General features: G+C 36.7%; 14 protein-coding genes and 8 pseudogenes. 6 read left to right on the forward strand and 16 right to left on the reverse strand.

Features of this window, described 5'->3' with window-relative positions:
• A pseudogene (locus FTU83_RS14260) lies at positions 1–266 on the forward strand (IS5/IS1182 family transposase); the annotation flags it as partial.
• A 45-nt stretch (positions 267–311) separates the two neighbouring features.
• Here FTU83_RS14260 and FTU83_RS14265 read toward each other — a convergent pair.
• From FTU83_RS14265 to FTU83_RS14280, 4 genes and pseudogenes are all read right to left on the reverse strand, one after another.
• Positions 312–861: pseudogene (locus FTU83_RS14265) on the reverse strand (RHS repeat domain-containing protein); the annotation flags it as partial.
• Between the two features lie 671 nt (positions 862–1,532).
• Positions 1,533–2,756, reverse strand: a complete 1,224-nt coding sequence (locus tag FTU83_RS14270) for a hypothetical protein (RefSeq protein ID WP_180107004.1) — start codon at positions 2,754–2,756, stop codon at positions 1,533–1,535.
• Between the two features lie 66 nt (positions 2,757–2,822).
• Positions 2,823–3,719: a hypothetical protein gene (locus FTU83_RS14275; protein WP_180107002.1), complete on the reverse strand. Its 897-nt coding sequence runs from the start codon at positions 3,717–3,719 to the stop codon at positions 2,823–2,825.
• Between the two features lie 13 nt (positions 3,720–3,732).
• The gene (locus FTU83_RS14280) at positions 3,733–4,272 is read right to left on the reverse strand and encodes a DUF2345 domain-containing protein (RefSeq protein ID WP_180107000.1); all 540 of its coding nucleotides are present in this window, start codon (positions 4,270–4,272) and stop codon (positions 3,733–3,735) included.
• A gap of 41 nt (positions 4,273–4,313) precedes the next feature.
• On the opposite strand from FTU83_RS14280, the pseudogene FTU83_RS14285 reads away from it, so the two are divergent.
• Positions 4,314–5,263, forward strand: a pseudogene (locus FTU83_RS14285) (IS5 family transposase).
• Between the two features lie 149 nt (positions 5,264–5,412).
• Here the strand turns inward: FTU83_RS14285 and FTU83_RS14290 are convergent.
• Both FTU83_RS14290 and FTU83_RS14295 read right to left on the reverse strand, forming a co-directional pair.
• Positions 5,413–5,868: a hypothetical protein gene (locus FTU83_RS14290; protein ID WP_180106998.1), complete on the reverse strand. Its 456-nt coding sequence runs from the start codon at positions 5,866–5,868 to the stop codon at positions 5,413–5,415.
• Positions 5,869–5,875: 7 nt separating this feature from the next.
• On the reverse strand, positions 5,876–6,256 hold the full coding sequence (locus FTU83_RS14295) for a hypothetical protein (protein ID WP_180106996.1): 381 nt from the start codon (positions 6,254–6,256) through the stop codon (positions 5,876–5,878).
• Between the two features lie 41 nt (positions 6,257–6,297).
• Between FTU83_RS14295 and FTU83_RS14300 the strand changes: the two are divergent.
• A pseudogene (locus tag FTU83_RS14300) lies at positions 6,298–7,246 on the forward strand (IS5 family transposase).
• A gap of 22 nt (positions 7,247–7,268) precedes the next feature.
• Here the strand turns inward: FTU83_RS14300 and FTU83_RS14305 are convergent.
• The 3 genes and pseudogenes from FTU83_RS14305 to FTU83_RS17500 all read right to left on the reverse strand — a co-directional run.
• On the reverse strand, positions 7,269–7,457 hold the full coding sequence (locus FTU83_RS14305) for a hypothetical protein (protein WP_180106995.1): 189 nt from the start codon (positions 7,455–7,457) through the stop codon (positions 7,269–7,271).
• 338 nt (positions 7,458–7,795) lie between these two features.
• On the reverse strand, positions 7,796–8,134 hold the full coding sequence (locus FTU83_RS14310; RefSeq protein ID WP_180036296.1) for a hypothetical protein: 339 nt from the start codon (positions 8,132–8,134) through the stop codon (positions 7,796–7,798).
• A 492-nt stretch (positions 8,135–8,626) separates the two neighbouring features.
• A pseudogene (locus FTU83_RS17500) lies at positions 8,627–9,352 on the reverse strand (RHS repeat-associated core domain-containing protein); the annotation flags it as partial.
• On the opposite strand from FTU83_RS17500, the pseudogene FTU83_RS14320 reads away from it, so the two are divergent.
• Positions 9,349–9,678 (forward strand): annotated as a pseudogene (locus FTU83_RS14320) (transposase); the annotation flags it as partial. The pseudogenes FTU83_RS17500 and FTU83_RS14320 sit on opposite strands and share 4 nt — an antisense overlap.
• 60 nt (positions 9,679–9,738) lie before the next feature.
• Here the strand turns inward: FTU83_RS14320 and FTU83_RS14325 are convergent.
• The 4 genes and pseudogenes from FTU83_RS14325 to FTU83_RS14340 form a co-directional block, all read right to left on the reverse strand.
• Positions 9,739–10,200 (reverse strand): hypothetical protein, encoded by a 462-nt coding sequence (locus FTU83_RS14325; RefSeq protein WP_180036286.1) that lies wholly within the window; start codon positions 10,198–10,200, stop codon positions 9,739–9,741.
• The gene (locus tag FTU83_RS14330; protein ID WP_180106993.1) at positions 10,200–14,912 is read right to left on the reverse strand and encodes an RHS repeat-associated core domain-containing protein; all 4,713 of its coding nucleotides are present in this window, start codon (positions 14,910–14,912) and stop codon (positions 10,200–10,202) included. The genes FTU83_RS14325 and FTU83_RS14330 overlap by 1 nt, the downstream gene beginning before the upstream one ends.
• A 65-nt stretch (positions 14,913–14,977) precedes the next feature.
• Positions 14,978–18,394: a type VI secretion system Vgr family protein gene (locus FTU83_RS14335; RefSeq protein ID WP_180106991.1), complete on the reverse strand. Its 3,417-nt coding sequence runs from the start codon at positions 18,392–18,394 to the stop codon at positions 14,978–14,980.
• Positions 18,395–18,781: 387 nt separating this feature from the next.
• Positions 18,782–19,052, reverse strand: a pseudogene (locus FTU83_RS14340) (transposase); the annotation flags it as partial.
• Positions 19,053–19,557: 505 nt separating this feature from the next.
• Between FTU83_RS14340 and FTU83_RS14350 the strand changes: the two are divergent.
• Together FTU83_RS14350 and FTU83_RS14355 are read left to right on the forward strand one after the other, a co-directional pair.
• Positions 19,558–20,862, forward strand: a complete 1,305-nt coding sequence (locus tag FTU83_RS14350; protein WP_180106989.1) for a type II toxin-antitoxin system HipA family toxin — start codon at positions 19,558–19,560, stop codon at positions 20,860–20,862.
• The gene (locus FTU83_RS14355; protein ID WP_004871362.1) at positions 20,855–21,133 is read left to right on the forward strand and encodes a helix-turn-helix domain-containing protein; all 279 of its coding nucleotides are present in this window, start codon (positions 20,855–20,857) and stop codon (positions 21,131–21,133) included. The genes FTU83_RS14350 and FTU83_RS14355 overlap by 8 nt, the downstream gene beginning before the upstream one ends.
• Positions 21,134–21,148: 15 nt before the next feature.
• On the opposite strand, the gene FTU83_RS14360 is transcribed toward FTU83_RS14355, so the two are convergent.
• The 3 genes and pseudogenes from FTU83_RS14360 to FTU83_RS14370 form a co-directional block, all read right to left on the reverse strand.
• Positions 21,149–22,360: an integrase arm-type DNA-binding domain-containing protein gene (locus tag FTU83_RS14360; protein ID WP_180106987.1), complete on the reverse strand. Its 1,212-nt coding sequence runs from the start codon at positions 22,358–22,360 to the stop codon at positions 21,149–21,151.
• Between the two features lie 540 nt (positions 22,361–22,900).
• A pseudogene (locus FTU83_RS14365) lies at positions 22,901–23,488 on the reverse strand (recombinase family protein); the annotation flags it as partial.
• A gap of 185 nt (positions 23,489–23,673) precedes the next feature.
• Positions 23,674–23,997: a hypothetical protein gene (locus tag FTU83_RS14370; protein WP_004676058.1), complete on the reverse strand. Its 324-nt coding sequence runs from the start codon at positions 23,995–23,997 to the stop codon at positions 23,674–23,676.
• Positions 23,998–24,159: the final 162 nt, after the last annotated feature.

Genomic DNA, 24,159 nt, shown 5'->3' on the forward strand with positions numbered 1-24,159 from the left:
CAAAGATCAGCTCGCTAGCGCGAAATGAATTACTTCGAACAGTTAATCTTGCGAAGCAGTGCTTCTCAGGCAGGACATTATGGAAAAAATGGTCCGGCTATCATTGCCGAAGTTTGGTCGAAACTAAAATGCATTGCATCAAATTATTGGGGGATAAACTCAGTGCAAGAAAATTTGATAGCCAAGTCAATGAAATTCATACACGTGTAGCAGTCCTCAACAGATTTACGGAATTAGGTCGACCACTTACCCAAGTTACGCCTTAAATTTGGCTCAATTAGGGGGCTTTGTATTTCAAATCTTTGTGCAACAAAGCCCTCCCAAATCATCAAGTCACCGTCCCAGCCAAATAAGGTCAGGGTTTGCGCATTTTGATTTTTCTTGTATAAACGCCGTCCAAATACATCATACCCATATTCGGTCACTTGACCATTATGATCACTGCGAATCAAACGGTTCAGATTATCCCACGTCAGTTTTAATCATTTGCCTGCATGGCTGCTTTCAATCACATTGCCTTGTGCATCGTATTTATAGTTTTTACCCTTATATTGAGCGATTAAATTACTTTTCGCTTGAGACGCTTGTGTAGCAAGGGAGTCAATCAAATTCCCTGCAGGGTCAAAAGTAAAGCTTTCCATTTTATGCATACTTTTGCTCTGTATCAAACGGCCAACCGCATCATATTGATAATTCAGCTTGCCTAAACGGCTGTCGTCCACCTACGTGAGTAAGTATTTTTTTCGTCTTGGGAATGACGTTCTGCTCGGTATTTTGAGGCTTTCTGAACTTGATCTAAGGTATGCTGTTCAGGGCGGATGAGCTGAGTGAGCCCATATCATTGTAGTTTTTAGTTTGGATAAACTATTTGTAATAACTCAAAACCGATCTGACCGTTATCCTTTTTATCATGCTTGTCAGTTTAAATCTTCGCAATCTAGAGGTTATTTAATATTTCACCTTTGTGTAACAACGCCTCCCCAAACTAATCATCCATACTTTTAACTATATAATTCACAACCATAATAAAGGAAATGAGAACCCCTATAAAAAGAATAAATATCGATAAATAATAACTAAAAGAGTCCTCCAAATATATATTTAATGACCTCCTAGCTCTACACTCCTTAAAATATACACAATCATAAAGCATAGTAGATATTAAATATAAGACTACAACTGAAAAACCACCACCGTTTTTAAGAAATTTAAAAATCATTACACTTCCCATATGCCTCTATAATTTTCTGATTATAAATATTATTATCTATACTTCCCGGATCAAGATTTTTTTCATCCTCAGAGAAATTATATTTGTAATTTTTCTGGGCTTTGTTGCATAAATATGTAAGCATCTGATTTAAATAAATTTAATTTTGGATCAAAAAATAATCAAAACCTTTAAAATCATATAGTTATGAAATCTTTGTGCAACAAAGCCTCAATAAATTGATAATTCCCAGTATTTCAATTTTTTAACTTAAAAACTTTATAACCAAATATATATTAATTAGATAGCTTTTAAAAATATATCAAGGCAATAATGAACTAAATTTAGTTAACTCTCTCGATGACACTTTTCCACCTTTAAGTATAAAAACTTTATTAGTTTTATTATCAAAAGTAGAAGCCTGAATCATATTACCTTCTTCATCAATTTGCCAACTTCGACCTTTATCAAAACTAACCGCTGCTATATCTCTTTGATAAGGGTAGCTATTTGAATTTTTAAAACCTGAACTGTATAAAACTCGATTCTGACCCATATATAATTTACTCAACTGTAATGCATTTCCAATTTTTACTTTTTCAAGCCATTGATATTTATTTTGTTCATTTGGTGCGGCAACTAAAAAGGTAGTTTCAGTATCTACATGACCATAGGTTTTTTTCTCAAAATCATAAACCATCCCTAAAACGTAAAGTTTTTCCCCTTCACTATTAATATCCACAATATCTGATTTTGGTAGAGTGAGGATAGGTGAATATTGATCTATACGATTGTCTTTGGGATCATCACTCCACGGAAACTTATAAACCACACTTTGATATTGGCCTTGATGATTGAATAAATTAGAAAAATAAAAATCTTTGGTTTTCTCATCAAAATGATAGGAGTTAAAAAACTCATCCATTCTAAATTCATATTTCATCGCATTTAATTGGTCAACAATTTGCTTTGGCATATGGATTTGTATCCATGTTTTTCCTGCATCAGAGGTACGCCACAACGTCTTTTGCTCACCTATGGCATATCCATATACACCAGTTTCATCGAAAAGTACTTGTTTAACTTGTCTAAATGGCGGCCAACTTTTAAGTTGAGTAAAAGTTTCTCCACCATCTATCGATTTAAATATTTTATAACGTCGTGCTTTTCTAATTTGATCTTGTTCAGGAATCGTATCGACGAGTACATAATCTAAAAAATAGGTATTAATATAAATCGTGTTAAGATCAGCTGATTGCCACCATTGTCCAGTCTGAGCTGGTTCTTTAAATACTAATTTGTCTGGCTTTCCTTTTCCCCCTGATAACACCTCAACGGTCATACGGTTTAAAACTTGACTATTGTCTCTCATCCATTCTTCTTTATACTTTGAATCTATAAATTCACCTTTCTCATTTAAGATATCAACAAACTCAATTTTTTCTTGATTGATATAAAATAACAATGCTTTGTCTTTGTTTGCGTTAATCGCTAAGATCCCGCCATTAAAATTATTTTTAGCAAACTCAAATTCAGTTGCCCACATTAGACTGCATCCTGTAAAGAAAAAAAGACTGAGGAGAAAGATAAAGTACTTATTTTTGATCATGGCTTAATCCACAAAAATTGATCGTATGCGTTTTATGGTGTTATCAAATAAGAATTTAGCCGTTCCACCTATAAAGGGATAAACCACTTTTGCTACCTGTACCGCTTGATCCCATGTTTCAAAATCCATCCATTCTTGAAGATTCGGCTCAGCAATAATACGAAGTAAATCAGTAAACGGAATTTCTTGAATGCCACCATCTATATATGCTGGAACATGCGAATTAAATGCAAAAGTTTTAAAGTCTTTATCACTAAGTTCAACGGTTTGCTTTTTAAAAGTCATGTTCTGACTGGCTTTCGGTGCTAACTTACAAGGCAATTTAATCACATCGCCTTTATTATTTTGATCTAAACCAAGATCCATATATTTTTGTAAATATTTTCTGGCATTGACTAACCATCTTTTCCCCTCAGGGCTTTTCATACTTGGGAGTAAATAAGCACCAAAACGTGAACAGTAATAGTATCCATACGCACGATAATAAGTAGGCGGCAGATGCCCGCAAGTGGCTGTATGACGCTTCATAAAGTCAGCGTAACGTGACCAGTTTGGATCAGACCCATCTAATTTAAGCAAAGATTCTCTATTTTTGATGACCTTTAATGCAACCTCTAAAGCGAGTTGCCAACGTTCTTGTGTTTTTGTAACATCGATTAATACATCTGCATGATTTAAGAAATATCGGATATTAATTCCATTTTTATTAACGGTTTCGCCTTTTTTTATAGGATCATCTTTATAAGGAACATAGTAATAACCACAATTTCCATAAACATGGTCTAGTGCCATATTCACAACAGTATTGCATTTTTCTTGTGGATTCACATAGACCTTAGCAACACTATTATTTCCAACTGGTGTCAAACTTTGATTTATACTTTTCTTTTGTTCAGACATCTCATTTCCAGAACTAATTATGATTGTCAATAAATTCAATAGAGTTTATTTTTAACTGTTTAGAAGACAAAGCTGTCTCTGTGTAACCCTTGTCGTCAGTAGTCCCCTCTAACTCACTGCCATCACTTAACGTTAAGAGACATTTAGTATTTTTAACTGCAATATTTTTTACTTCATCAAATACCTTAACTTTTAGATCATAGAGCTGATTTCCTATAATACTTTTATCCACCGATTCGCCAGATTTAAAAGCATGCTGTCCAGCTTTAGACTCATTAATACCACTAGTTTTAGAATAAATTCCTGTATCTTTTATACTGATTTGAGAGCTCCCACCCGTAATCACGACTTCTGTCGGACTTGTAATGTAAACCTTTCCTTCTGTCGATTTAATTGTTAAGTCTTTTCTCGAAATAATATCTAAAGCATTAGAAATTAATTTAATTAAAATTTTACCCACACCTGTGATTAAACTTGCATCTTCTCTTGCTGCAAAGAGACTAATTTTTTTACTCGCTTGAGCAATTAGGCTATTTTGAGGGCTTTGTTGCATAAACCTATCGTTAAGGGCTTATTCCACAATATAATTTCCAAATGAACAAGCCTGCACCTAAAATTTATCGTACTACCAATTGGTCTTCTTATAATCGAGCATTAATAAATCGAGGAAATATTTCAATTTGGTTTGACACTAAGACTCAATGGTATGCGCATCCAAAAGGCAAGCATGGACGAAATCAAACTTATTCCGACACAGCCATCCAATGCTGTCTAATGATTAAATCTTTATTTCGCCTTTCTTTACGTATGGTCACAGGTTTTGTTCAAAGTCTGATTAAACTTTGTGGATTAAATTGGACCGCACCAGATTACAGTACGCTTTGCAGAAGACAAAAACATATTGATATTGCGATTAGTTATCAAAAAAAGCAGTGGTGGGCTTAACTTGCTGGTAGACTCTACCGGTCTAAAGTTTTTAGGTGAAGGTGAATGGAAAAGGAAGAAACATCAGCCTGAATATTGTCGTCAATGGCGTAAATTACATATTGGTATAGATGCTAAAACTCTCCAAATACGTGCAGTTCAGCTTACAACTAACAATGTAAGTGATTCACAGGTACTTGGTGATTTACTCGATCAAATTTCCTTAGATGAGCAGATTGACTCTGTTTATACTGATGGCGCTTATGACACCAAGCAATGCCGTCAGGTCATTGCAGATCGGCAAGCGCATGCGGTGATTCCACCTAGAAAAAATGCGAAACCATGGAAAGATACAAAGATCAGCTCGCTAGCGCGAAATGAATTACTTCGTACTGTTAATCTTGCGAAGCAGTGCTTCTCAGGCAGGACACTATGGAAAAAATGGTCCGGCTATCATTGCCGAAGTTTGGTCGAAAATAAGATGCATTGCATCAAATTATTGGGGGGATAAACTCAGTGCAAGAAAATTTGATAGCCAAGTCAATGAAATTCATGCACGTGTAGCAGTCCTCAACAGATTTACGGAATTAGGTCGACCACTTACCCAAGTTACGCCTTAAATTTGGCTCAATTAGGGGGCTTTGTATTTCAAATCTTTGTGCAACAAAGCCAGTGTAAAATATATCCTCAAACTTAATCATGCAATCAACTCCCTTAAATTTCTTAATTTTTTAAGTTACTATTAAAAAACCATTAGCTAAAATTAAAATCAATCAATTGGACAACCAGTTAATTGCTTATTTCTATCAACATCTTTATAGAAAGCAACCCAAACATACACCCTATTATTATCTAAATCATCCCGGAAATAATTACCCTCCCTATCTTTTAATACCTGTTGGTTGGGATATAAAACTCTTATAGATTCATTTTTACCCCTACAAAAAACCCAATATTTATTATCTATTATGTAGTTTAAATACCATCCATTATTTAAAATTTTTTTTATTGTTTTATCAAACCTTTCATTTGAAAAATTTTTCTTTTCCAAACTTAAGGTAACCATATTATAGTATGAATTACCACCATATGATTCAACAACATAGCCATCATTAAAATTTTCTTTTAAATCTTTAGAAAACCTACCATTATATTCTTTTTCATTGGTAATGCATCCTACCTGTAGAACACTACAGAATAATATAAAAATTAATAATAATTTCATTTTAACCTCAAAAAGATTTATGCCATTGATCAAGAACATTCCCTATACTAGCCCCTTCAGGTGCCTTATTAAGAATACGTTCTATTTCTTTTGCTTCCACTTTTCTATTTATTTTTTTCAAATAGTCTACAGGAGATAAGTTTTTGTCACTTACTCCTCCGAAACTTAGATCCCATTCTGGTGTACCAATACCTAACTCAAATGCAAATGGTTGTTTTCCATTTATAGTATTCGCTACCATATCTTTATTTACAACGGTACTTCCCCCAAACTTAATTAATGCACCAGCATTTCCAGATAAAGATGCTCCTTGAATAAAGTTATCTGTAATTTCTGTGTAATTTGAGCCTTGACCATTAAATATACGCCCCATCAGGCTTTGTTGCACAAACCTATCTGTAAAGGCTTTTTCAGCGATATAATTTTCAAATGAAGAAGCCTACACACAAAATCTATCGCACAACCAATTGGCCCGCATATAACCGAGCACTCATGAGTCGCGGAAATATTGCCATTTGGTTTGATCCTGCTACGCAATGGTATGCTCCATCAAAAGGCAAACAAGGGCGAAATCAAACCTACTCCGACGCAGCTATCCAATGCTGCTTAATGATTAAATCCTTATTCCGTCTATCTTTACGTATGGTCACTGGCTTTGTTCAAAGTCTCATTCATCTTTATAGATTAGATTGGACAGCCCCAGATTATTCCACTATTTGTAGAAGACAAAAGCATATTGATATTGCAATTAACTATCAAAAAAGCAGTAATGGTCTCCATCTACTCGTTGATTCTACTGGCTTAAAGTTTTTAGGTGAAGGCGAATGGAAACGTAAAAAAAATCAGCCTGAATATCGTCGCCAATGGCGTAAATTACATATTGGTATCGATGCTGAAACCCTTCAAATACGCGCTATTTAGCTCACAACCAACAATGTGAGTGATTCACAGGTGCTTGGTGATTTACGGGATCAGATTCCACAAGAAGAACAGATTGACTCCGTCTATACAGATGGGGCTTATGACACCAAGCAATGCCGCCAGGTAATCGCAGACCGACAAGCGCATGCGGTGATTCCACCAAGAAAAAATGCGAAACCTTGGAAAGATACAAAGACCAGCTCGCTAGAGCGAAATGAATTACTTCGAACAGTTAAACGTTTAGGCAGGACACTATGGAAAAAATGGTCAGGCTATCATCGCCGAAGTTTGGTAGAAACCAAGATGCATTGCATCAAATCTTACGAAGCAGTGCTTCTCAGGTGATTGGCTTAGTACAAGGAATTTCAAAAGCCAAGTCAATGACATGCATGCACGTGTGGCAGTATTAAATAAATTTACGGAGTTGGGCGGACCTCACACCCAAGTTGTCACTTAAATTTAGATAACTTGGGGAAAGTTTAGCTTTTGAATGTTTGTGCAACAAAGCAATTATAATCTGAAAAAATTAAGCTCATTTCATTCAAATATAATGCTTTGCTTTTATTCACTTCATTTTTCAACTGACTTAAGATCTGCCCTCTTTCTATTTTATTCTTTTCACAACTACATAAGAAAAAAATTACTGTAATCATTAAGAATAATTTCATATTATAGCCCTCCAAAAGAGCGCATTAATCTAATTGCATAAAGCTCGGTATCTTTAGTATTTCCTATTAATTTACTGTGTGAAAAGTCAAAATACATTAAACTAGGTGTGGATATAAGCTCCTGTATTTACTTGAACTTCACCACTCGAAACAGGCACATCAGCACCGACAGCAACTCCACAAGGAAAACCAAATGAATTTCCATCTAAAGTTTGATCTGTTAGATATTCTCTATTCACCTTGGAATCTAACTCAAGTTATTTTTAGCGACAGAACCAGTGAGCTAGCAGCCTAAAATTTCCTAAGTGGAAGTCTCCTGTTATTTCAGCACGCATCAATCATTTAAAATACCCCAAAGCTTTTAACTTAGGAACAAATTTTTTATTAAAATAAATTATTGAAAAACTACAAACTAATGCAAAAGAAATCAAAGTAAAAGCAAAATAAATATTGTTTTGATCAAAATATATATGGAAATCATCTACAAACTCATGAATATGAAAAAAAGGAAAAATAAAAGCAATAGCAAACAGTAAATATAATAAAGAACTAAATACCACTTTAAAAAAATGACCCAGTATACTTACTTTAATTAAAGCTTTAGCATAAAAATTTAAAATTAAAATCATATAAATCATATATAACAAGAAAAACATAGCCGTTTTAAACCAAATCATTAACTATCTCACTAATTATTTTGCACAAGATGGCAAGGTTATTTTCCCAGTACCCATTAATTCACCAGCACCTGTTATTTTACCCTCTAGTAATGCACCTGCTAGTTCGCCTGGAGTTCGATTAATTCCAGAAGTACCCAATGGTTTATTCATCAAATCTACTCTCATATATGGAGCCCTTTGAATTACTGCCTTATTCACAGATCCTCCAATGCCACCACCAACCATAGCTCCTACTACAGCACCAGCATCATAATTACACATATTCGCAACTTCCTTCTTCGCAGCAAATAATCCCACACCTTGACCCAGCACTGAAGAAACTCCTGCACCTCCTGCTGCACCTACAGCATGTGATGCCCAAGGATTTACAGCCCCCACTGCACCTCCTGCAACACACCCAATTGCAGCACCTTTCCACTCTCCTGTTGTATAACCACCAACAGCACCAGCTATGCAGCCATATGCAGCACCAGCAGCATTTAAGGGAGTTAATCCCAATTGATCGACCCACAGATTCGGATCACTGACATAAGCAGAATTATTTAATCCACCAAATAATCCAATCGGATCTTTACTCACATACCTTGCACTAAACGGCTCATAATAACGGTAACGGTTATAATGTAATCCAGTTTCACTATCGTAATATTGCCCTTGAAAACGAATACTTGTTTGCTCTAATAAATTGTCACTAGTCTTAATCTCTAAAGCTTCACCCCATACATCCTGCTTAATTTCCCATATACATTCACCTAACTCATTTGTTAAAGTCTGCGGTGTTCCAACTTGGTCACAGTGATAAAAAAGTACCCGCTCCAATTCAGCTTTATTTTTTCGTGTTTCAGTTTTCCATATCGGGTCTTTATAAACCGAATAATCTTCATGCTGAAATTGAGCATAATATGGAGTTTCTAAAAGCTTGATAAAACCTGTATAGCCCGTTTGCAGCAGCGGTACAAAACTCTGCGGTTCATAGACATAATGCTTGGTGTAGTTTTCTTCAACGTCATTAGATTGCTGTAACTCCCAAATCATCAGGTCACCGTCCCAGCCGAATAAGGTCAGGGTTTGCGCATTTTGATTTTTCTTGTATAAACGCCTTCCAAATACATCATAACCATATTCAGTCGCCTGACCATTAAGCTCACTTTGGATCAAACGGTTCAGGTTATCTCATGTCAGTTTTAATGTTTTGCCTGCAGGGCTGCTTTCAATGCAGACAAGTCATTTTAGATCGAGATGCACATGCGATCATTCCACCTAGGAAGAATGCAAAGCCGTGGAAAGATCAGCAAGCGAAGTCAGTAGCGCGGAACGAGTTATTAAAAACAGTCAAACAGCTAGGTAGATCGCTTTGGAAAAAATGGTCAGGCTATCATCGGCGAAGTTTGGTTGAAACTAAGATGTACTGCATTAAATTATTAGGCGATAAACTCAGTGCTAAGAACTTTCAAAGCCAAGTCAATGAAGTACATGCCCGTATAGCCATTTTAAATAAATTTACAGACTTAGGCAGATCACATACCCGAGTTGTCACTTAAATTTGAGTTGCTTAAGGGAGTTTTACTTTTTAAATCTTTGTGCAACAAAGTCATTACTTACTAATTACCTTGTAAAATAGCTTTTATGTAGCTTAGTTTCTCTAGATCTTCCAAACTTTTGGTTTTCATATAAGTGCTATTTTTCATAAATTCTTCTATTTTTTTTTCAACTTCTGACTTTTGCACTGTACTTAAATTATCAAGAATAATTGAAAATTCAGGTCTATTATAATAAAAATTCATTACAACCACTGCTATTAATTCAGTAAATGTTTCATCATCTACTTTATACGGTAGTCTATTAATTTTATACATAAAATCATCAGAATCTTCACATACAAAATTATACCCTGTATCTTCAAACACTTTTATTGATTTTTCACTAATATTCAATATTTTACTTTGAACTTTGAACTTTTCAATAGAAATTTCACACTCTTTATCGATAAAATACCCACTACCAATTAAATATATAAATAAAATAGTGCAGCAAAAAATAACAGTTATAAAAAATTTTTTCATTACTCAACATCCAATATTCCATAAAGGTCAACAAAATCTGGCTTGTGTCCAAATTTCCTTTTGCTTTCTAAATCCCCTCCTTTAAAAACAAGCGCTTTATGCTTGTTCGTTTTTTGTATAAAACTAGATAATTTATCCCACTTCACATTTCCATTTTTTGCTCCCATTGAAGAGGGAATAGTCACACAGCCTGTACTATAAGTTCCTGGATGAAGTCTAAAATAGCCTCTCATTTTCTTGTTATTAAAATCATAAGTAAAATCATCTGTATGCATATCGACTGCATAAAGCTTGTACCAATGCTCTTTACCTTCACCCTCATGTGGGATTATCCAATATCTCCCTCTTGGAATAGCTTGCGACTCATCTAGTGATAAATTAGTTACTTGTTGAGTCATATGATCTACACTTGCATATCCACCTGTGAAAACGCCATTTATACCTATTGTTTCTTTTGAATCTAAATCAGAACCTTTAATTGTTCCATTCGATTTGTTAAAAACAATATGTACAATTAGTCCCATAGGATCCACCCACTGATTCGGATCACTGACATAAGCTGAATTATTTAAGCCCCCCATCAACCCAATCGGGTCTTTACTCACATAACGTCCACTGTACGGCTCGTAATAACGATAACGGTTATAGTGCAAGCCTGTCTCAACATCATAGTATTGCCCCTGAAAACGGATATTACTTTGTTCTAACAAATTGTCACTGGCTCTGATTTGCTGCGTATTGCCCCACGTATCCTGCACGATCTCCCAGACACATTCACCACGTTCATTACTTAAGGTTTGCGGTGTTCCCACTTGGTCACAGTGATAAAAAGCAACGCGTTCTAGCTCTGCTTTGTTCTTTCTCGTTTCTGTTTTCCATACAGGGTCTTTATAAATTGAGTAAGGTTCACGTTGGAATTTTGAATAGTCTGGGGTCTCAATCAGTTTGATAAATCCTGTATAGCCTGTTTGGAGTAATGGTACAAAACTTTTTGCTTCATAGACATAATGCTTAGTATAGTTTTCATCAGCATTATTAGATTGCTGTGACTCCCAAATCATCAAGTCACCGTCCCAGCCAAATAAAGTCAGGGTTTGTGCAGTTTGGTTTTTCTTAAACAAACGTCGTCCAAATACATCATAACCATATTCTGTCACCTGACCCTGATGATCACAACGAACCAATCTGTTCAGGTTATCCCACGTCAGTTTTAATGTTTTGCCTGCATGGTTAGTTTCAATCACATTACCTTGCGCATCGTATTTATAATTTTTGCCTTTATATTGCGATATCAAATTGCTTTTCACTTGAGATGCATGCGTGGCAATTGGGTCAATCAAATTCCCTGCTGGGTCAAAAGCAAAGCTTTCAGTTTGATGTAAGCTTTGACTCTGTGTTAAACGGCCAATTGCATCATACTGATACGTCAGCTTACCTAATCGGCTGTCATCTACTTGGGTGAGCAAATAATTTTGATCATATTGATAATGTCGTTCTGCTTGATGCTGTGTGCGACCGACGGTTTCCTGTTCTGGTCGAATGATTTGCGAAGTGAGTAAACCTACATCATTATAATTTTTAGTCTGAATTAAGCCATTCGCCAGCATACGAGTGGTTTCGCGGTGCAAGTCATCACGTTGAAACGCCGCCATATCTTGTTTATTAAATGCGATTCCATAGATATGACCTGAACCATAACTCAAATTGCTTTGAACCTGTCCATCAGGGCGAATCGTTTGAGTTAAATTTCCCAGCACATCATATTCATAACGCAGCACAGCCGTCAGCGGCGTTAAATGCGGCACTTTATAATGCTGATGCTCACGAACCAATTGGCCAAGCGCGTTGCGATAAAAATCGATTTGACTGTCTTTATTCGTCGCCTTACTCAACTGATGATTCAGGTTGTATTCAAATTCTTCTGTTTGACTTACACGAGTTTGTACATGGGTATAAGTTTTTGAAGCGATTGCACCATCAGCAAAATATGCAAATTGAGTAAACACATTCGGCTGACGGATTTGGAACAGCTGACCGTTTTCATTGTAGCTATAATATTTTTCTTCGCCGTCGAAGGCCTGTTCACGTGCCAATTGACCATAACGGTTATATTCAAATAAATATTCTGCATGGTTTTGATTGATCAGCTTTTGAATACGGCCTTGCTGATCCCATTGGTAGCCAATTTGATGACGGTTCGCATCTATACGCTGTTCGAGCAAACCCGCAGCATTATAACGGTACTGCGTGCTTAAACCTTTGGTATCCGTATGCTTGAGCAAGCGCCCTTCTTCATCATGCTCAAATTGTTCTTTTAAACCATCAGGGTAGACAATTGCTTTAAGCTGGCCTTTGTCTTTGCCATCTGTGCTGTAGATATATTTGACTTGCTGTGCATCAGCAGACTGCTGGGCCGTCAGTGCGCCTTCTTCATCATATTCCCATGCGCTTTCTTTACCTGAACAATCGCTATATGCGGTCATTTGCCCCAAATCATTGTATTGAATTTTTTTAGAGCCGCCTTTGGCATCAATGATTTCTACAACGTGATTATCGTTGTTGTATTTATATTGCGTGCTATAACCTAAAGGATTAATTTCCTTCGTTACATTACCGTCTGCATCGTATTCTTTTTTCCAAATATGACCTTCTGGATCTTTAGTTTCCGTCAAATTTCCTGCTTCATCATAGGCAAAACGGATGATGCCGCCATTCGGCTGTACAATTTTAATCAGCTGATCTTGCTCGTTATAAACTTGTTCGGTTTCTAGGCCTGCAAAATCAATTTGACGGGTAATGCGTTTTTGACTGTCACGCGATAGCCATTTTTCACGGCCATCGGCTAAGCGTGTGCGATAGGTAAAACCATCTAAGTCAAAATAGTAATAGGTCGGCACATCATAAGCATCATATACAGCAACTTGGCGCAGTCGTGGATGCCACTCCAAACGGGTCTTAAAGCTGCCGTCATCTGCCCATTCTGCGATGGCTTTGGCATTCGCCTCTTTTGATTCATAACGGATATTTTGCCCACGACCAGTACGGTCGGTATAGCGAGTCAGTTGATGCGCATCATTATATTCATAGCTGCGTACATGGCCATTTTGATCTACAGCCTTAATTAAATTGCCTTGCGTATCATATTCATAACGTGACACTGGCTCTGCCTGTTCATCCACAAAAGCAGCGATAACTTTTACTTGATCATTAAAGGCAAACTTGAGCTGGTGTTTAGCTTTCTTCAATTGAAAATCAATACTTTGCAGATAAGCCTGCTGTTCAAATAGTAAATAACTTAAAGCAACTTTTTCATCTGTTTCTTCATTGAATTGCTGAATCAACTGATAGTGTTTTCCGCCATTAAAGCTGTGAAAATGGAAACTCCACGCTGAACCAAAGTTTAGTAGCAAATCTTCATTTTCTAAAGGTTCTACCGTAAAGCCCTCATAAGGCACCGTGTATGCTTCATACAGGATTGACTCAGGCAACTGATGCTTGCGCCCATTACTGTCTATAAATAAGTAGCCATTTTTATTTTGGCTAATGACATTCGAAAAAGGCATCATCCAACGCGCTCCCATCATGCTTCCATCAAACTCATGCATTTGCGAATTATATTGACGGCTGAAGCTAAAGCCCACTTTGGGTAAGTAGAAATCAGTATGATTGACTCGTTCTGCGCCAATGGAATAGCTGATACTGTGCTTAGATTGTGAGTCAGCTCCTTGGCAAGGCGGATTATTCAGTGCATCGGCCTGTAAAGTTAAAAACTCTAAAGTATCACCTGTTGTATGCTGCTCATGCTCACCAGTTTGATTAATCGGCACGCTGGCACTGGCTTTATTGCCTTGTTTTTTGATGGCTTTTAAGGTTTCTTGTATCAACCAAGCAATACTATATTTTGTACCTGTATTTGCTTGTTGCTGAATTAGATTCGGTAAAAGCGATTGTGCTTGTTGTGCTTCCAACTGTAAAGATGTGACCCCTGTTGGCTTTTTAAGTTTCGGTATCAAACTAGCAAGCACACTGGTTTGTGTCAGATCAATCAGCGGTTTCGTCCAGTTACTAAATTGTTCCGTTGGATCTCGTTTTTCGGCAGTTGCGCCAAAATTAATGGTTGGTGATACCAGTCCTGATTTCGTTTCAGTTGCAAAGGCTGAGAGTATGGATATACCCAATGTGCTTGCACCTGAAAGCAAGGTAGGTAATTTAGCTTGTGTTTCAGTCAGGAATTTTTCTATATCCCCTGCCATTTGCGCATTTAAATGCAAAGACATGCGACGGATATCAGCTTCTTTGATCTTACCATTTTGCGGATATAAGCATTCAGCCATGAGTCCCAATAAAGGACGTAAAGCCATTCGTACATGAGCTTCGGCTTTGGGTTCTAAGTATAAACCAATCAAGTTCATACAAAGTAAAGCGCCTTGCTGTACTCCTGACTCACCTTGTTTTTGCTCAGTACAAAACAATAGTAAATCTAAGACTGAACCTGAAAGTGCAAAAATATTGGCAACCGTTGGTACATTAGCAAGACTTTTCAACTGCCCTAAGTTGGTATTACCACATTGCTTTAAATACTTTTCAATTTGATGTGCAATAAACTTATGATCTTCTGTATGCGTCACACTCTCTAAGTTAAAAATCGCCAGTTCAACTGCTGGCTTAGTTGTTGTCTGTTGTTCTTGTTGAACATTTTGCTCAGTTGTCATGTAAAAACCTATTACTCAAATTCTAAATATTTAAAATTGTGTTTTGCTGTCGCTCTTATGAAGTACTAACCATTGTTCTTTTTCGGTCGTGTGGTTTCACTGTAAGTGAGGTAAGGACTTGAATATTGTTTCCGGTCCACCCAATCATCATCACTAGCAAGGACAGGTATCGCTTTTTCTGGTGCAGCTTCCGCTACTTTTATTTCAGGCACTTTAGGCACTGCGACTGGTGCAGCTGTCACATTCGTAGGCGTTGCAGAGCCTTCTCGAATGGTTTCCGTATAAGTCAATGCGCGTGTGGAATAAGAAATTTTACGGCCCACTATATCCTTATCAATGGTTGCTTGTGAGTTCTGAACTGCGGCAGCAGTTGACCCAGAAACGATGCCGTTACTCATTCCACTTCCACCTAATACACTGGATAAGCCTTGTGCCCCCTGACCCAAACTTGCCATTTGTGAAGCAGAAAGCCCCAAGTTGAGTTTCGATGAAATTGCAGATAGTGCAGAGTTGGTGACTTGGTCTTTAAATTGATTTAACGCTTGTCCACCAACATCTTTTAATGCATTTTTTCCTATATTTTTTAAAGAATCTGCATTTAAATTAAAGAGATTATCTTTTAACTGTGAAGTTAAATTTTGCCCCAACGACCCGAGTGCATTCTGAATCAAGTCTGAAGCTCCCGGTACAACGTTTTCTGCCCATTGATAGTCACGCTTAAAATGACTCGCTGAATCCCAAGCACTTCGAGGATCTTTGTCAAACTCAACTTTAGCCGGTCCTGGTGCAATACCCGTTACTTGAGCAAAGCCATTGCCATCGAGTTTCCCTGAAACTTGTTTACCTAAAGCATCAATCACTTTAAATCCAGTTCCGCTAAAGAAATCTTGACCACCATAGCTCTTAAGCAGTTCTAAGGCCCCTTTCATCGGATTAGAAGCAGGAAGTTGTGCAGACTTACTAGCACTCGATGCTGGTTTAAATAGATGCTGCCCTGCATTTACTTCAAATTTACCGCCTGTCTTAGCAAAAATTCCCGAGCCATTTAAAGTAATTTGGGAAGAAGCTCCTGTGATCACAATCTCTTTAGGACTGCTAATCTCTATTTTGTCTTCAGTAGAAGAAATCGTAATTCCTTTTTTTGCCAAAATATCCAAAGCATCAGATTGTGCCTGAATTTCGACTTTACTTTGCGCTGCTATTGCTTTAATACCACCTTGAGCTGCAAATAAGCTAACCTTACCTAAAGCTTGTCCCACAATATTTTTTTGCGTACTCAGGTTAATGCTATCACCGGCAATTTGGTTGATCATGCCTGTTGCTGATAAATGAATATCCTCTGGTGTACTCAGTGCAATACCATCCACTGAGTTAAGTAAAAGAATGGCTTTTTTAAATTTAGCGATATCTTTTTCTATTTCACTGGCAAAAGCTTTTAGCTGTTCAACAGATTCAATTTCATCTGTTTTTTGTTGCTTTGCAATATCACTTAAAGACTTACTATTACTATGACTCGTCTCCAGTTGTTTTCTTGCAATCTCTGCATCTAAATGTTCACCATTGGCCTTTTCCTGTTTATAAGTCGACACCAATAAACCTTGTCCAGCTCGTACTGCCCCCCATTGATCTGTCCGCAGCTCAAAACCTTCACCCCGATCTTCACTTTCTGCTTTATCTTTTGGATGACTGAGCTTACCGAGGTTCAGTTGGCTCGCACCATGACTACTTTGCAGCTGGGTACTAATTTGCCCCGTGGTATCATCAAAACGTAATTGACCAAATCCCTCTCCCGCCACTTCTTTGGAACGAATTCCCGCGAGTTTTTTGGTATCTGGTAATTGTCCTTTATTGTCAAATTTAGTGGGACTACGCTGCGCTTCATGAATACGCCCCACGACAAAAGGTCGGTCAATATTGCCATCAAAGAAATCAACGACAACTATTTCACCAATTCGAGGTAAGAAGCGCGCACCATAACCTTCACCGGCCCAAGGCGTCAGCACATCAACCCAAGCCGAGTCTGTGTCATTATTGTTCGCACCTGCACCGCCATCATGGCCATGATCATCGGAACGGGTAAATAGGAAACGGACTTTTATCCGTCCCCATTCATCAACATGGATTTCTTCACCAGCAGGACCCACAACTTTGGCACGCTGCGGATGTGTTACTGGTCGATGTGTAAGTGGATTAAATTCAGGGACGGTCGTTATATTTCGACGTTGCAAAGCCAAGGTATTGGCTTGGCGTTCATCCGCATCGCTTTGTTTGACTTGCCACTGACTTTGATGGATCAGTTGTGTAACTTGATCGGTTAAGTCTTTGGGTAAATTATTTTGGTTATAAAAAGACTTGGATAAAATCAAAAATTCTTGATCTACACCTCGATGTTGGTCAATCTCTGGATGCTCATCCAATTTGAACCAATAACCAACTTGTGTATCACGCACGGTACTTTTAGCAATAAATTGTTTGGCTTGAGCTGCATAATAATCACTAAAATTTTGATTGAGACGTTCAACTTGAGCACTATTAGAAGCTGTTGCAGCATCTTCACCATTCAGATCTTGCATCCATGCAGGGCTCACATGCCATGCCTGCTCTAAGCTTAAGCTCGCATTATCTTGATTTTGACTATGTAGGTGCTTGCTTTGTACTGCACCACCACCCTCGTCCTGTTCAAGCACATCCGCCTGCCACCGCTGCACATGCACCGACGTCGGTTGCAGACTGCGCTGACCGATAAAACTGGTCATACTGTCATTTTTTTCAGTCGCACTACTGCGATGAAAACGGATATTACGTCGCTCCAAAGCTTGATATTGACTATTATCATCAATCAAACGTAGCTTTTGGGCTGCGATGGGTGCCGCAGACGATGTTACAAAAGATTGAGCTTCATCAACCAACCAATGAATGCCTTCACTGCGTAATAAGCGGGTAATAAAATCATAGTCGGTTTCATTACTTTGCATCATGAATGGTCGAACGTCATACTCTTTTTTTAAGCCACTTAAGTCCAAACTTAAGCTCGCTGCAAAAAGTGGGCTCTTTTTTTGCCATTCCTTAAAAATAATCTCGACCACATCTTTGACCGATTTATTCATAAACACGCGGCTATTACGACGCTTATGCCACAATGCCGTTGCATCTTCTAAGGTCAACTTATATAGCGTTAATGCACCATCACTTTGGCCTTGAAATGCTTCTGTAATGATCCCGGTAATACGAAAAAGTTGACCCGCATCGGTTACCTGATCGATTGCGGCTTGTGTACCAATAAATTGTTTGAGTTCTAAGGTGGCAGAAGTTGAGAGACAGATGAGCTGAACATTCAAACCTTCACTTAAGGCATGTTCCCCATCAATGCGTTGTAAAAATACCGCCTGATTTAATGTCGAATTTGAAAATTGAATGTGCAAAGCACGTTTTTGTGGACTAATGCCCAATTTCTCAAGTGCAGAATAAATATTGTTCAGCATGTTTATTATCAAAAATCGATTTTTTATAAAATACGGCGGTATTTAATCAAGAAAATTCATATATTCCAAGGCTTCGGCGCCTAACTTTGTTTGGCTTTATGTAAGCGAAAAGTCCCTTATTGATGAAAAAAGAGACGCATCCACCTCGATACGTCTCTTTCGTTTAATTAAACTCAACTCAAACCCAATACTATTAAGTTACATTTAAAAAAGTGTGAATATTTTCCAATTGCGCTAACACCTCAAGATGTCCTTGTAAAGCCGCTTTTTGCAAATGTTGTTCTGCAATTTTAAGATCGCGCATCTACCCCGATGCCATGAATATATAGATAAGCCAACTTTCCAAAATATGTTAAAAGGCTAAGTGGATTTCATCGAACTCAGGTTTCTACAAAGTGTAGTGTAATCTGGTGCAGTCCAATCTAGACCGCATAGTTTAATCAGGCTTTGAACAGAGCCAGTGACCATGCGTAAAGACAGACGAAATAGGAATTTAATCATTAAGCAGCATTGGATTGCTGTATCAGAATAGGTTTGATTTCACCCGTGTTTATCAATGGACGGAGCAACCATTGGGTCGCTGAATCAAACCAAATTGATATATTTCCTCGATTGATCAAGGCTTTATTGTAGGTGGACAATTGGTTGTACGATAGATTTTTGGTGTGAGCTTATGAGTATTATATTACTGAATAAGCCCTTAGAGGTAGGTTTGTGCAACAAAGTCCAATTAGATTAAGTTAGGTTTAATATGTTTAATATATTTCTTTAAATGCTATGTCCAGTGCGTCATCAACAAATTTATCTTGTTGTACAACAATTTGTCTAACTTTTCTTAGCTTCAGTCAGATATAAGACACGCCCATCTTCCTGCATGACACGGGTATGTTCTAAATAATACAGAATTGCTCTTTTTGAATGTAGAATCGCTTTTAGATCAGATGGATTAAGTTATTCCATTTATTTTCTCCTTTTGAATATTTAATCAAAAAAATTGCATAAAGAAGTTAGTAATTTAGCAATACGACAAGTTATGACGTTTAAAATGATTGCTTATAGTGCAAATTAAATGATTCTAAATCAGAGTAGGAAATTTAATATATATCTACTATAATAAATAAATATAGCCAAAATAGAAACTAATATTTTATTTTAATACATATATGAATCAATATTGCACACTTCAAATTTTTCAAAATAACGAATGGCAAGATTGCGCTATCGTTGAATTAATTGCTAGTCAAGAGCAAGGCTGGAGAGCATCTACACGAACGTCATACTTATTTGAATATGCTATTGAACATATGGATTTAAGGGATGGTCATGCTCTATCATTCCAATTTCCAGTCAATGTACAAAACAACTTAGAAAACCAATGGCCAGCATTTCTCATGGACTTGCTACCTCAAGGTTATGGGCGAAAGGAGCTTTTAAATCAGCTGGGTTTTTCAATTAATGCAGAAGAACAAGCTGATTGGCCCCTACTGAAATCTGGGGCAGGTAATCCTATTGGTAATCTACGAATTAAAGAAGCTTATGACTGGCTTCAAGATCATTTTCCGACAGTGAAACCTCGTGGATTTAGCCTAAGCGAAATAATTGAAAGGAAAGAAGATTTCATTGAGTCACTTGCATCATATGGCTTATTTGTTGCTGGTTCTTCAGGTGTTCAAGGTGAATGGCCTAAACTATTACTAACACAAGGATATGATGGTCTGTTTTATTTAGATCACAGTCTTCCAGATGAACTAGCAGCAAAGCATTGGCTGGTTAAATTTAGTCGTGGAAATGACCAAAAACTGGAAAAAATACTGTTACATGAAGCAATTTACATGAAAATAGCTCGGTATTTAGGTCTAAGAGTGTTCAAGGACTTGGAACTTCACCAGAGAACGCTATTTATTCCACGTTTTGATCGCCAAATTATCAATGGTAAAGTCGAAAGAGTTGCACAAGAAAGCCTAGCCTCTTTAAGTGGTAAAGCTGGCTTCGGCGTTAAAATGACACATAATCAAATCTGTACATTGATCATGGAATGTTGCTCATCACCAAAAGCTGAAATTTTTGAATATTTGAAACGAGATATCGCTAATGTTGCATTAGGAAATAAGGATAATCATACCCGTAATACCGCAATTCAACGTTTAAATGACGGCACAATTCAATTAACCCCCCTCTTCGATTTTGCACCAATGTGGCTTCATCCTGACGGAATTGCACGTACTACACGTTGGGAAAAAGATGACCATGGAGGAATGCCTATATGGGGATCTGTCATAACGCAAATAGAAGAATGTACAGGAATAGATTCAACTGAAATTAAACATACAATGATTCAACAATTGCCACTGTATGAAAATTTGCTCGATGAAATGAAAAAAATAAATATAGATGATGAGATTCTACAAAATAGTCATCATCGTATATTGAATATATGCCAACAGATTCAGGAGCTTTCTAATGGATAAACGTTATAAGCCTATGACGGCAATCGAGCAAATGAATAAACGCTTACAAGTCTTAGAAAATATAAATAACAATCCTGAGTGGCAAATTTACCAGATTGCATCATACATTAGAAAAGAACTACATTTAACATTAAATGAAATGAGTAAAATTACTAAAATAGCACCACAGACTTTACAGAAAATGGAGCAACCTGATAGTAATCCAACATTAGATTCTATAAATAAGTTGTTAAATGCATTTGGTTTAAAATTTATTATTAAATCAAAATAGTTTAATTTAAATTACCTATAAACTAGATTTTGATTTATTTTCTAAATAGTCACCCCACCACTGCATCATATCAGCTCTTTGTTGAATATAATCTGCATGGTTATAACTAGCACGTGTTTTATTCTTATCTACATGTGAAAGCTGAGCCTCAATCCAACTATCTTGAAATAAGCCAGAATCATTTAAAATAGTACTGAATGTTGATCTTAAACCGTGTGAGGATAGCTCATTTGTTTTGTATCCCATCTTACGAATGGCTGAATTTATTGTGTTAAAATGCAATGGCTTATCTTTAATTTTTGGGCTGGCAAAAACATAACGATCGCCTTGTGACCACTCTAGTGCAGATCTAACAATGCTCACCGCTTGCGATGATAACGGGACTAAAAAATCTGGAATATCATAACCTGCTATCACTTTTCGACGATATTGCTTGATATGTAAAGCAGGTATTTTCCAAATTTTGTTGTCAAAATCAAAATGATGAGGTTCTGCAGACAATAACTCTGCCCCCCTGACTCCAGTATATAATTTAAATAGGATTGCTTTTTTTATAATCGGATCTGTATTTAGTTGAGTTATTCTAAGAATAAAATTAGAAATTTCTTCATCTTTTAAATAGGGATAATTTTTCTTTAATTTCCCTTTCAATGATATTTTATTGAGACCATAAGCTTGATTATAATCACAGTATCCCATTGCAACTGCAAAATCATAGATTTGATTTAAATAGCTATACGCTTTTTTTACAGGTTCCTTAACTCCCCTATTTTCAATCTGCTTAATTACCTTAACTAAATCAGTTCTTTTAATTTTGCTAAAATCTATATCACCAATAACGGGATAAATGTCATTTATTAAACATGCATTCGCTAATTGGATTACACCACCACGTGGTTGATCTTTAAATGAATTATTTGTTTTAAACTCTAACCATTCTTCACAAACAACTTTAAAAGTTTGAATTTTCTCCTGAACTAAATTTTGTGTAGAAAATTTAGTTGCCTTATAGGAGTCTCTGGCCACTCTAGCCTCTTTGAGATTCATCTCAGGATATGTACCTAGAGTGACTCGTGGTCTTTTACCCGTTTCTGCAACTGAATATCGATAACTCCAAGACTTTTTTCCATTAGGATCGACTTTTAAGCTTAAACCATCATCATCAGCTAAAAAGTAAATTTTTTCTTTTGGATATGACTTTCGTACTTGTGTTTCCGTAAGACTCATAAATTTTTATAAACCAGCATAATGATCCCCATTATCTAAATTATATCAAAAATAAGCATTCTTATGTGATGCGTATATTACGCATCATATAAATATTTATATATATGTTTTATATATATATTATTTTGATATTCCACATTGTAGTAACCAAAAAAGTAACCACTGTTAAAATCTGTATTAAGTAACAAAAATCAGTGATAGTTAAATACTCTTCTGCAATGGGTTTGTTTTACAGACCTAGTAACCGAACCTTAATTATTTGAGGCAATATTTCGGTTTTGTCGCATGAAGTCGATCTTCAGCTACTATTGAATTTTGTAGGAGCTGAATATGTCACCAAGGGAGGTCATTTTTACACTGCCGTTGACAACCTATAGGTTATGATAATAATGCCACTTCATGTATCGCAAGTCATGCCAGTTAGGACCAAAAAAGTGGCTAACATTTCAACTAAAGGTCTTCAATGGCTACTCGAATCCTGCCTTGTTGTGCACGAGATTCGACAAGCTGATTCAGCTCTGCATCTTCTCCTTGGTTCATTACTCGATAGACAGTAGCTACCCCACAACCAACAGCTTTCGCAATTTCCTGCTTAGTCATGTTATTTGTAGCAAGCAACTCCTTGATTCTTTTGTGCTTGGCTTCATTTGGTTTCTTACCTGATGGTTTGTACCCTGAACGCTCTAAGCCTTGCTTGATCCTTTCTATACGTTTCTCGTTATCCAAACGAGCCATAGTAGCAAGTAGATCAATCAGCATATTGTTGATGAGATCTAGGATCGAACTTGTAATACTGTCATTGGTTTGGATTAGTTGATGAGTAGTCGGAAGGTCAGCAACAACTAAGCGAAGCCCCTTCTCTTGGATTCTACGCTTAAGCTCTTGGAAGTCTGCTTGGCTTAGACGGGACAGACGATCAACGCTTTCTACCAATAACGTGTCGCCTTGGTTTGCTTCTGTGAGCAACCTGTTTAGTTCAGGACGATCCAACTTCGTCCCTGAGAAATTCTCAATATAGGTAACCGATTCACCTAACTTGAGCCTTTGGTTGAAGTCATCTAATTGGTTTAGTGCTCTCTGTGCATCTTGATCTTTGGTTGAAGCTCTTAAGTAGATTCTAGTCGTCATGGTTTATCATTTGAGATAATTGAATATACTACAATGATACAGCTATCATTTAATCAACATAACAACTCTAATGATATTTCGTTGTAACTAACTGTTTCCTTATCATTCGGGTATACTCTTTTGATAAAAAAAGCATAACTAAAAGCCATGCCTTGGGAATTCGTATAACGTGTATTATGTTAATTTTAGAAAATCTGTTTTAGTTTGTACCTTTTCAAAATTATGTAAAAAGCAAATAAAACACTTATCCAGAACAAATAATCAAAAATAAAATATAAGAAGATAAATTGATCTATTCCTATAATAATATTTAAAGGATCTAGCGCTATACTCCCACCTGGAGATACTTCACCATCTACTAAAAACTGTAAGGGAAATCCTCCTCCAATGACTTTAACTTTTCCAAGCTTGTCTACAACTATACGATCCACTAATGTATATTTCTGATAAAACAAAGATAAATAAGTAAAAATAAAAGATAAGCAATTGAAGTATAAAAATTTTTTCATAATTTCCTCTCATATATCTACTAATTTTAACAATTTGATATACGCTGAATTATCAGGAGACTTTCCCTTGGGAGATTCTAGGCAGCCAACTTATAAAAGTCTTCGGCCATTTGATTTGGTGTCTTAAAACCCAAACCCTTTTGAATTCTTCGATGATTATAA

The sequence above is a fragment of the Acinetobacter sp. YH12152 genome (genome assembly GCF_013418285.1).
Classification (GTDB): domain Bacteria; phylum Pseudomonadota; class Gammaproteobacteria; order Pseudomonadales; family Moraxellaceae; genus Acinetobacter; species Acinetobacter amyesii.

Excerpts from the sequence above, each read along its gene's own strand:
- FTU83_RS14330 (WP_180106993.1), bottom strand. The coding sequence starts at position 14,912 with ATGACAACTGAGCAAAATGTTCAACAAGAACAACAGACAACAACTAAG.
- FTU83_RS14305 (WP_180106995.1), bottom strand. The coding sequence starts at position 7,457 with ATGAAATTATTCTTAATGATTACAGTAATTTTTTTCTTATGTAGTTGT.
- FTU83_RS14370 (WP_004676058.1), bottom strand. The coding sequence starts at position 23,997 with ATGAAAAAATTTTTATACTTCAATTGCTTATCTTTTATTTTTACTTAT.
- FTU83_RS14310 (WP_180036296.1), bottom strand. The coding sequence starts at position 8,134 with ATGATTTGGTTTAAAACGGCTATGTTTTTCTTGTTATATATGATTTAT.
- FTU83_RS14350 (WP_180106989.1), top strand. The coding sequence starts at position 19,558 with ATGAATCAATATTGCACACTTCAAATTTTTCAAAATAACGAATGGCAA.
- FTU83_RS14355 (WP_004871362.1), top strand. The coding sequence starts at position 20,855 with ATGGATAAACGTTATAAGCCTATGACGGCAATCGAGCAAATGAATAAA.
- FTU83_RS14290 (WP_180106998.1), bottom strand. The coding sequence starts at position 5,868 with ATGAAATTATTATTAATTTTTATATTATTCTGTAGTGTTCTACAGGTA.
- FTU83_RS14275 (WP_180107002.1), bottom strand. The coding sequence starts at position 3,719 with ATGTCTGAACAAAAGAAAAGTATAAATCAAAGTTTGACACCAGTTGGA.
- FTU83_RS14325 (WP_180036286.1), bottom strand. The coding sequence starts at position 10,200 with ATGAAAAAATTTTTTATAACTGTTATTTTTTGCTGCACTATTTTATTT.
- FTU83_RS14280 (WP_180107000.1), bottom strand. The coding sequence starts at position 4,272 with ATGCAACAAAGCCCTCAAAATAGCCTAATTGCTCAAGCGAGTAAAAAA.
- FTU83_RS14270 (WP_180107004.1), bottom strand. The coding sequence starts at position 2,756 with ATGTGGGCAACTGAATTTGAGTTTGCTAAAAATAATTTTAATGGCGGG.
- FTU83_RS14335 (WP_180106991.1), bottom strand. The coding sequence starts at position 18,394 with ATGCTGAACAATATTTATTCTGCACTTGAGAAATTGGGCATTAGTCCA.
- FTU83_RS14360 (WP_180106987.1), bottom strand. The coding sequence starts at position 22,360 with ATGAGTCTTACGGAAACACAAGTACGAAAGTCATATCCAAAAGAAAAA.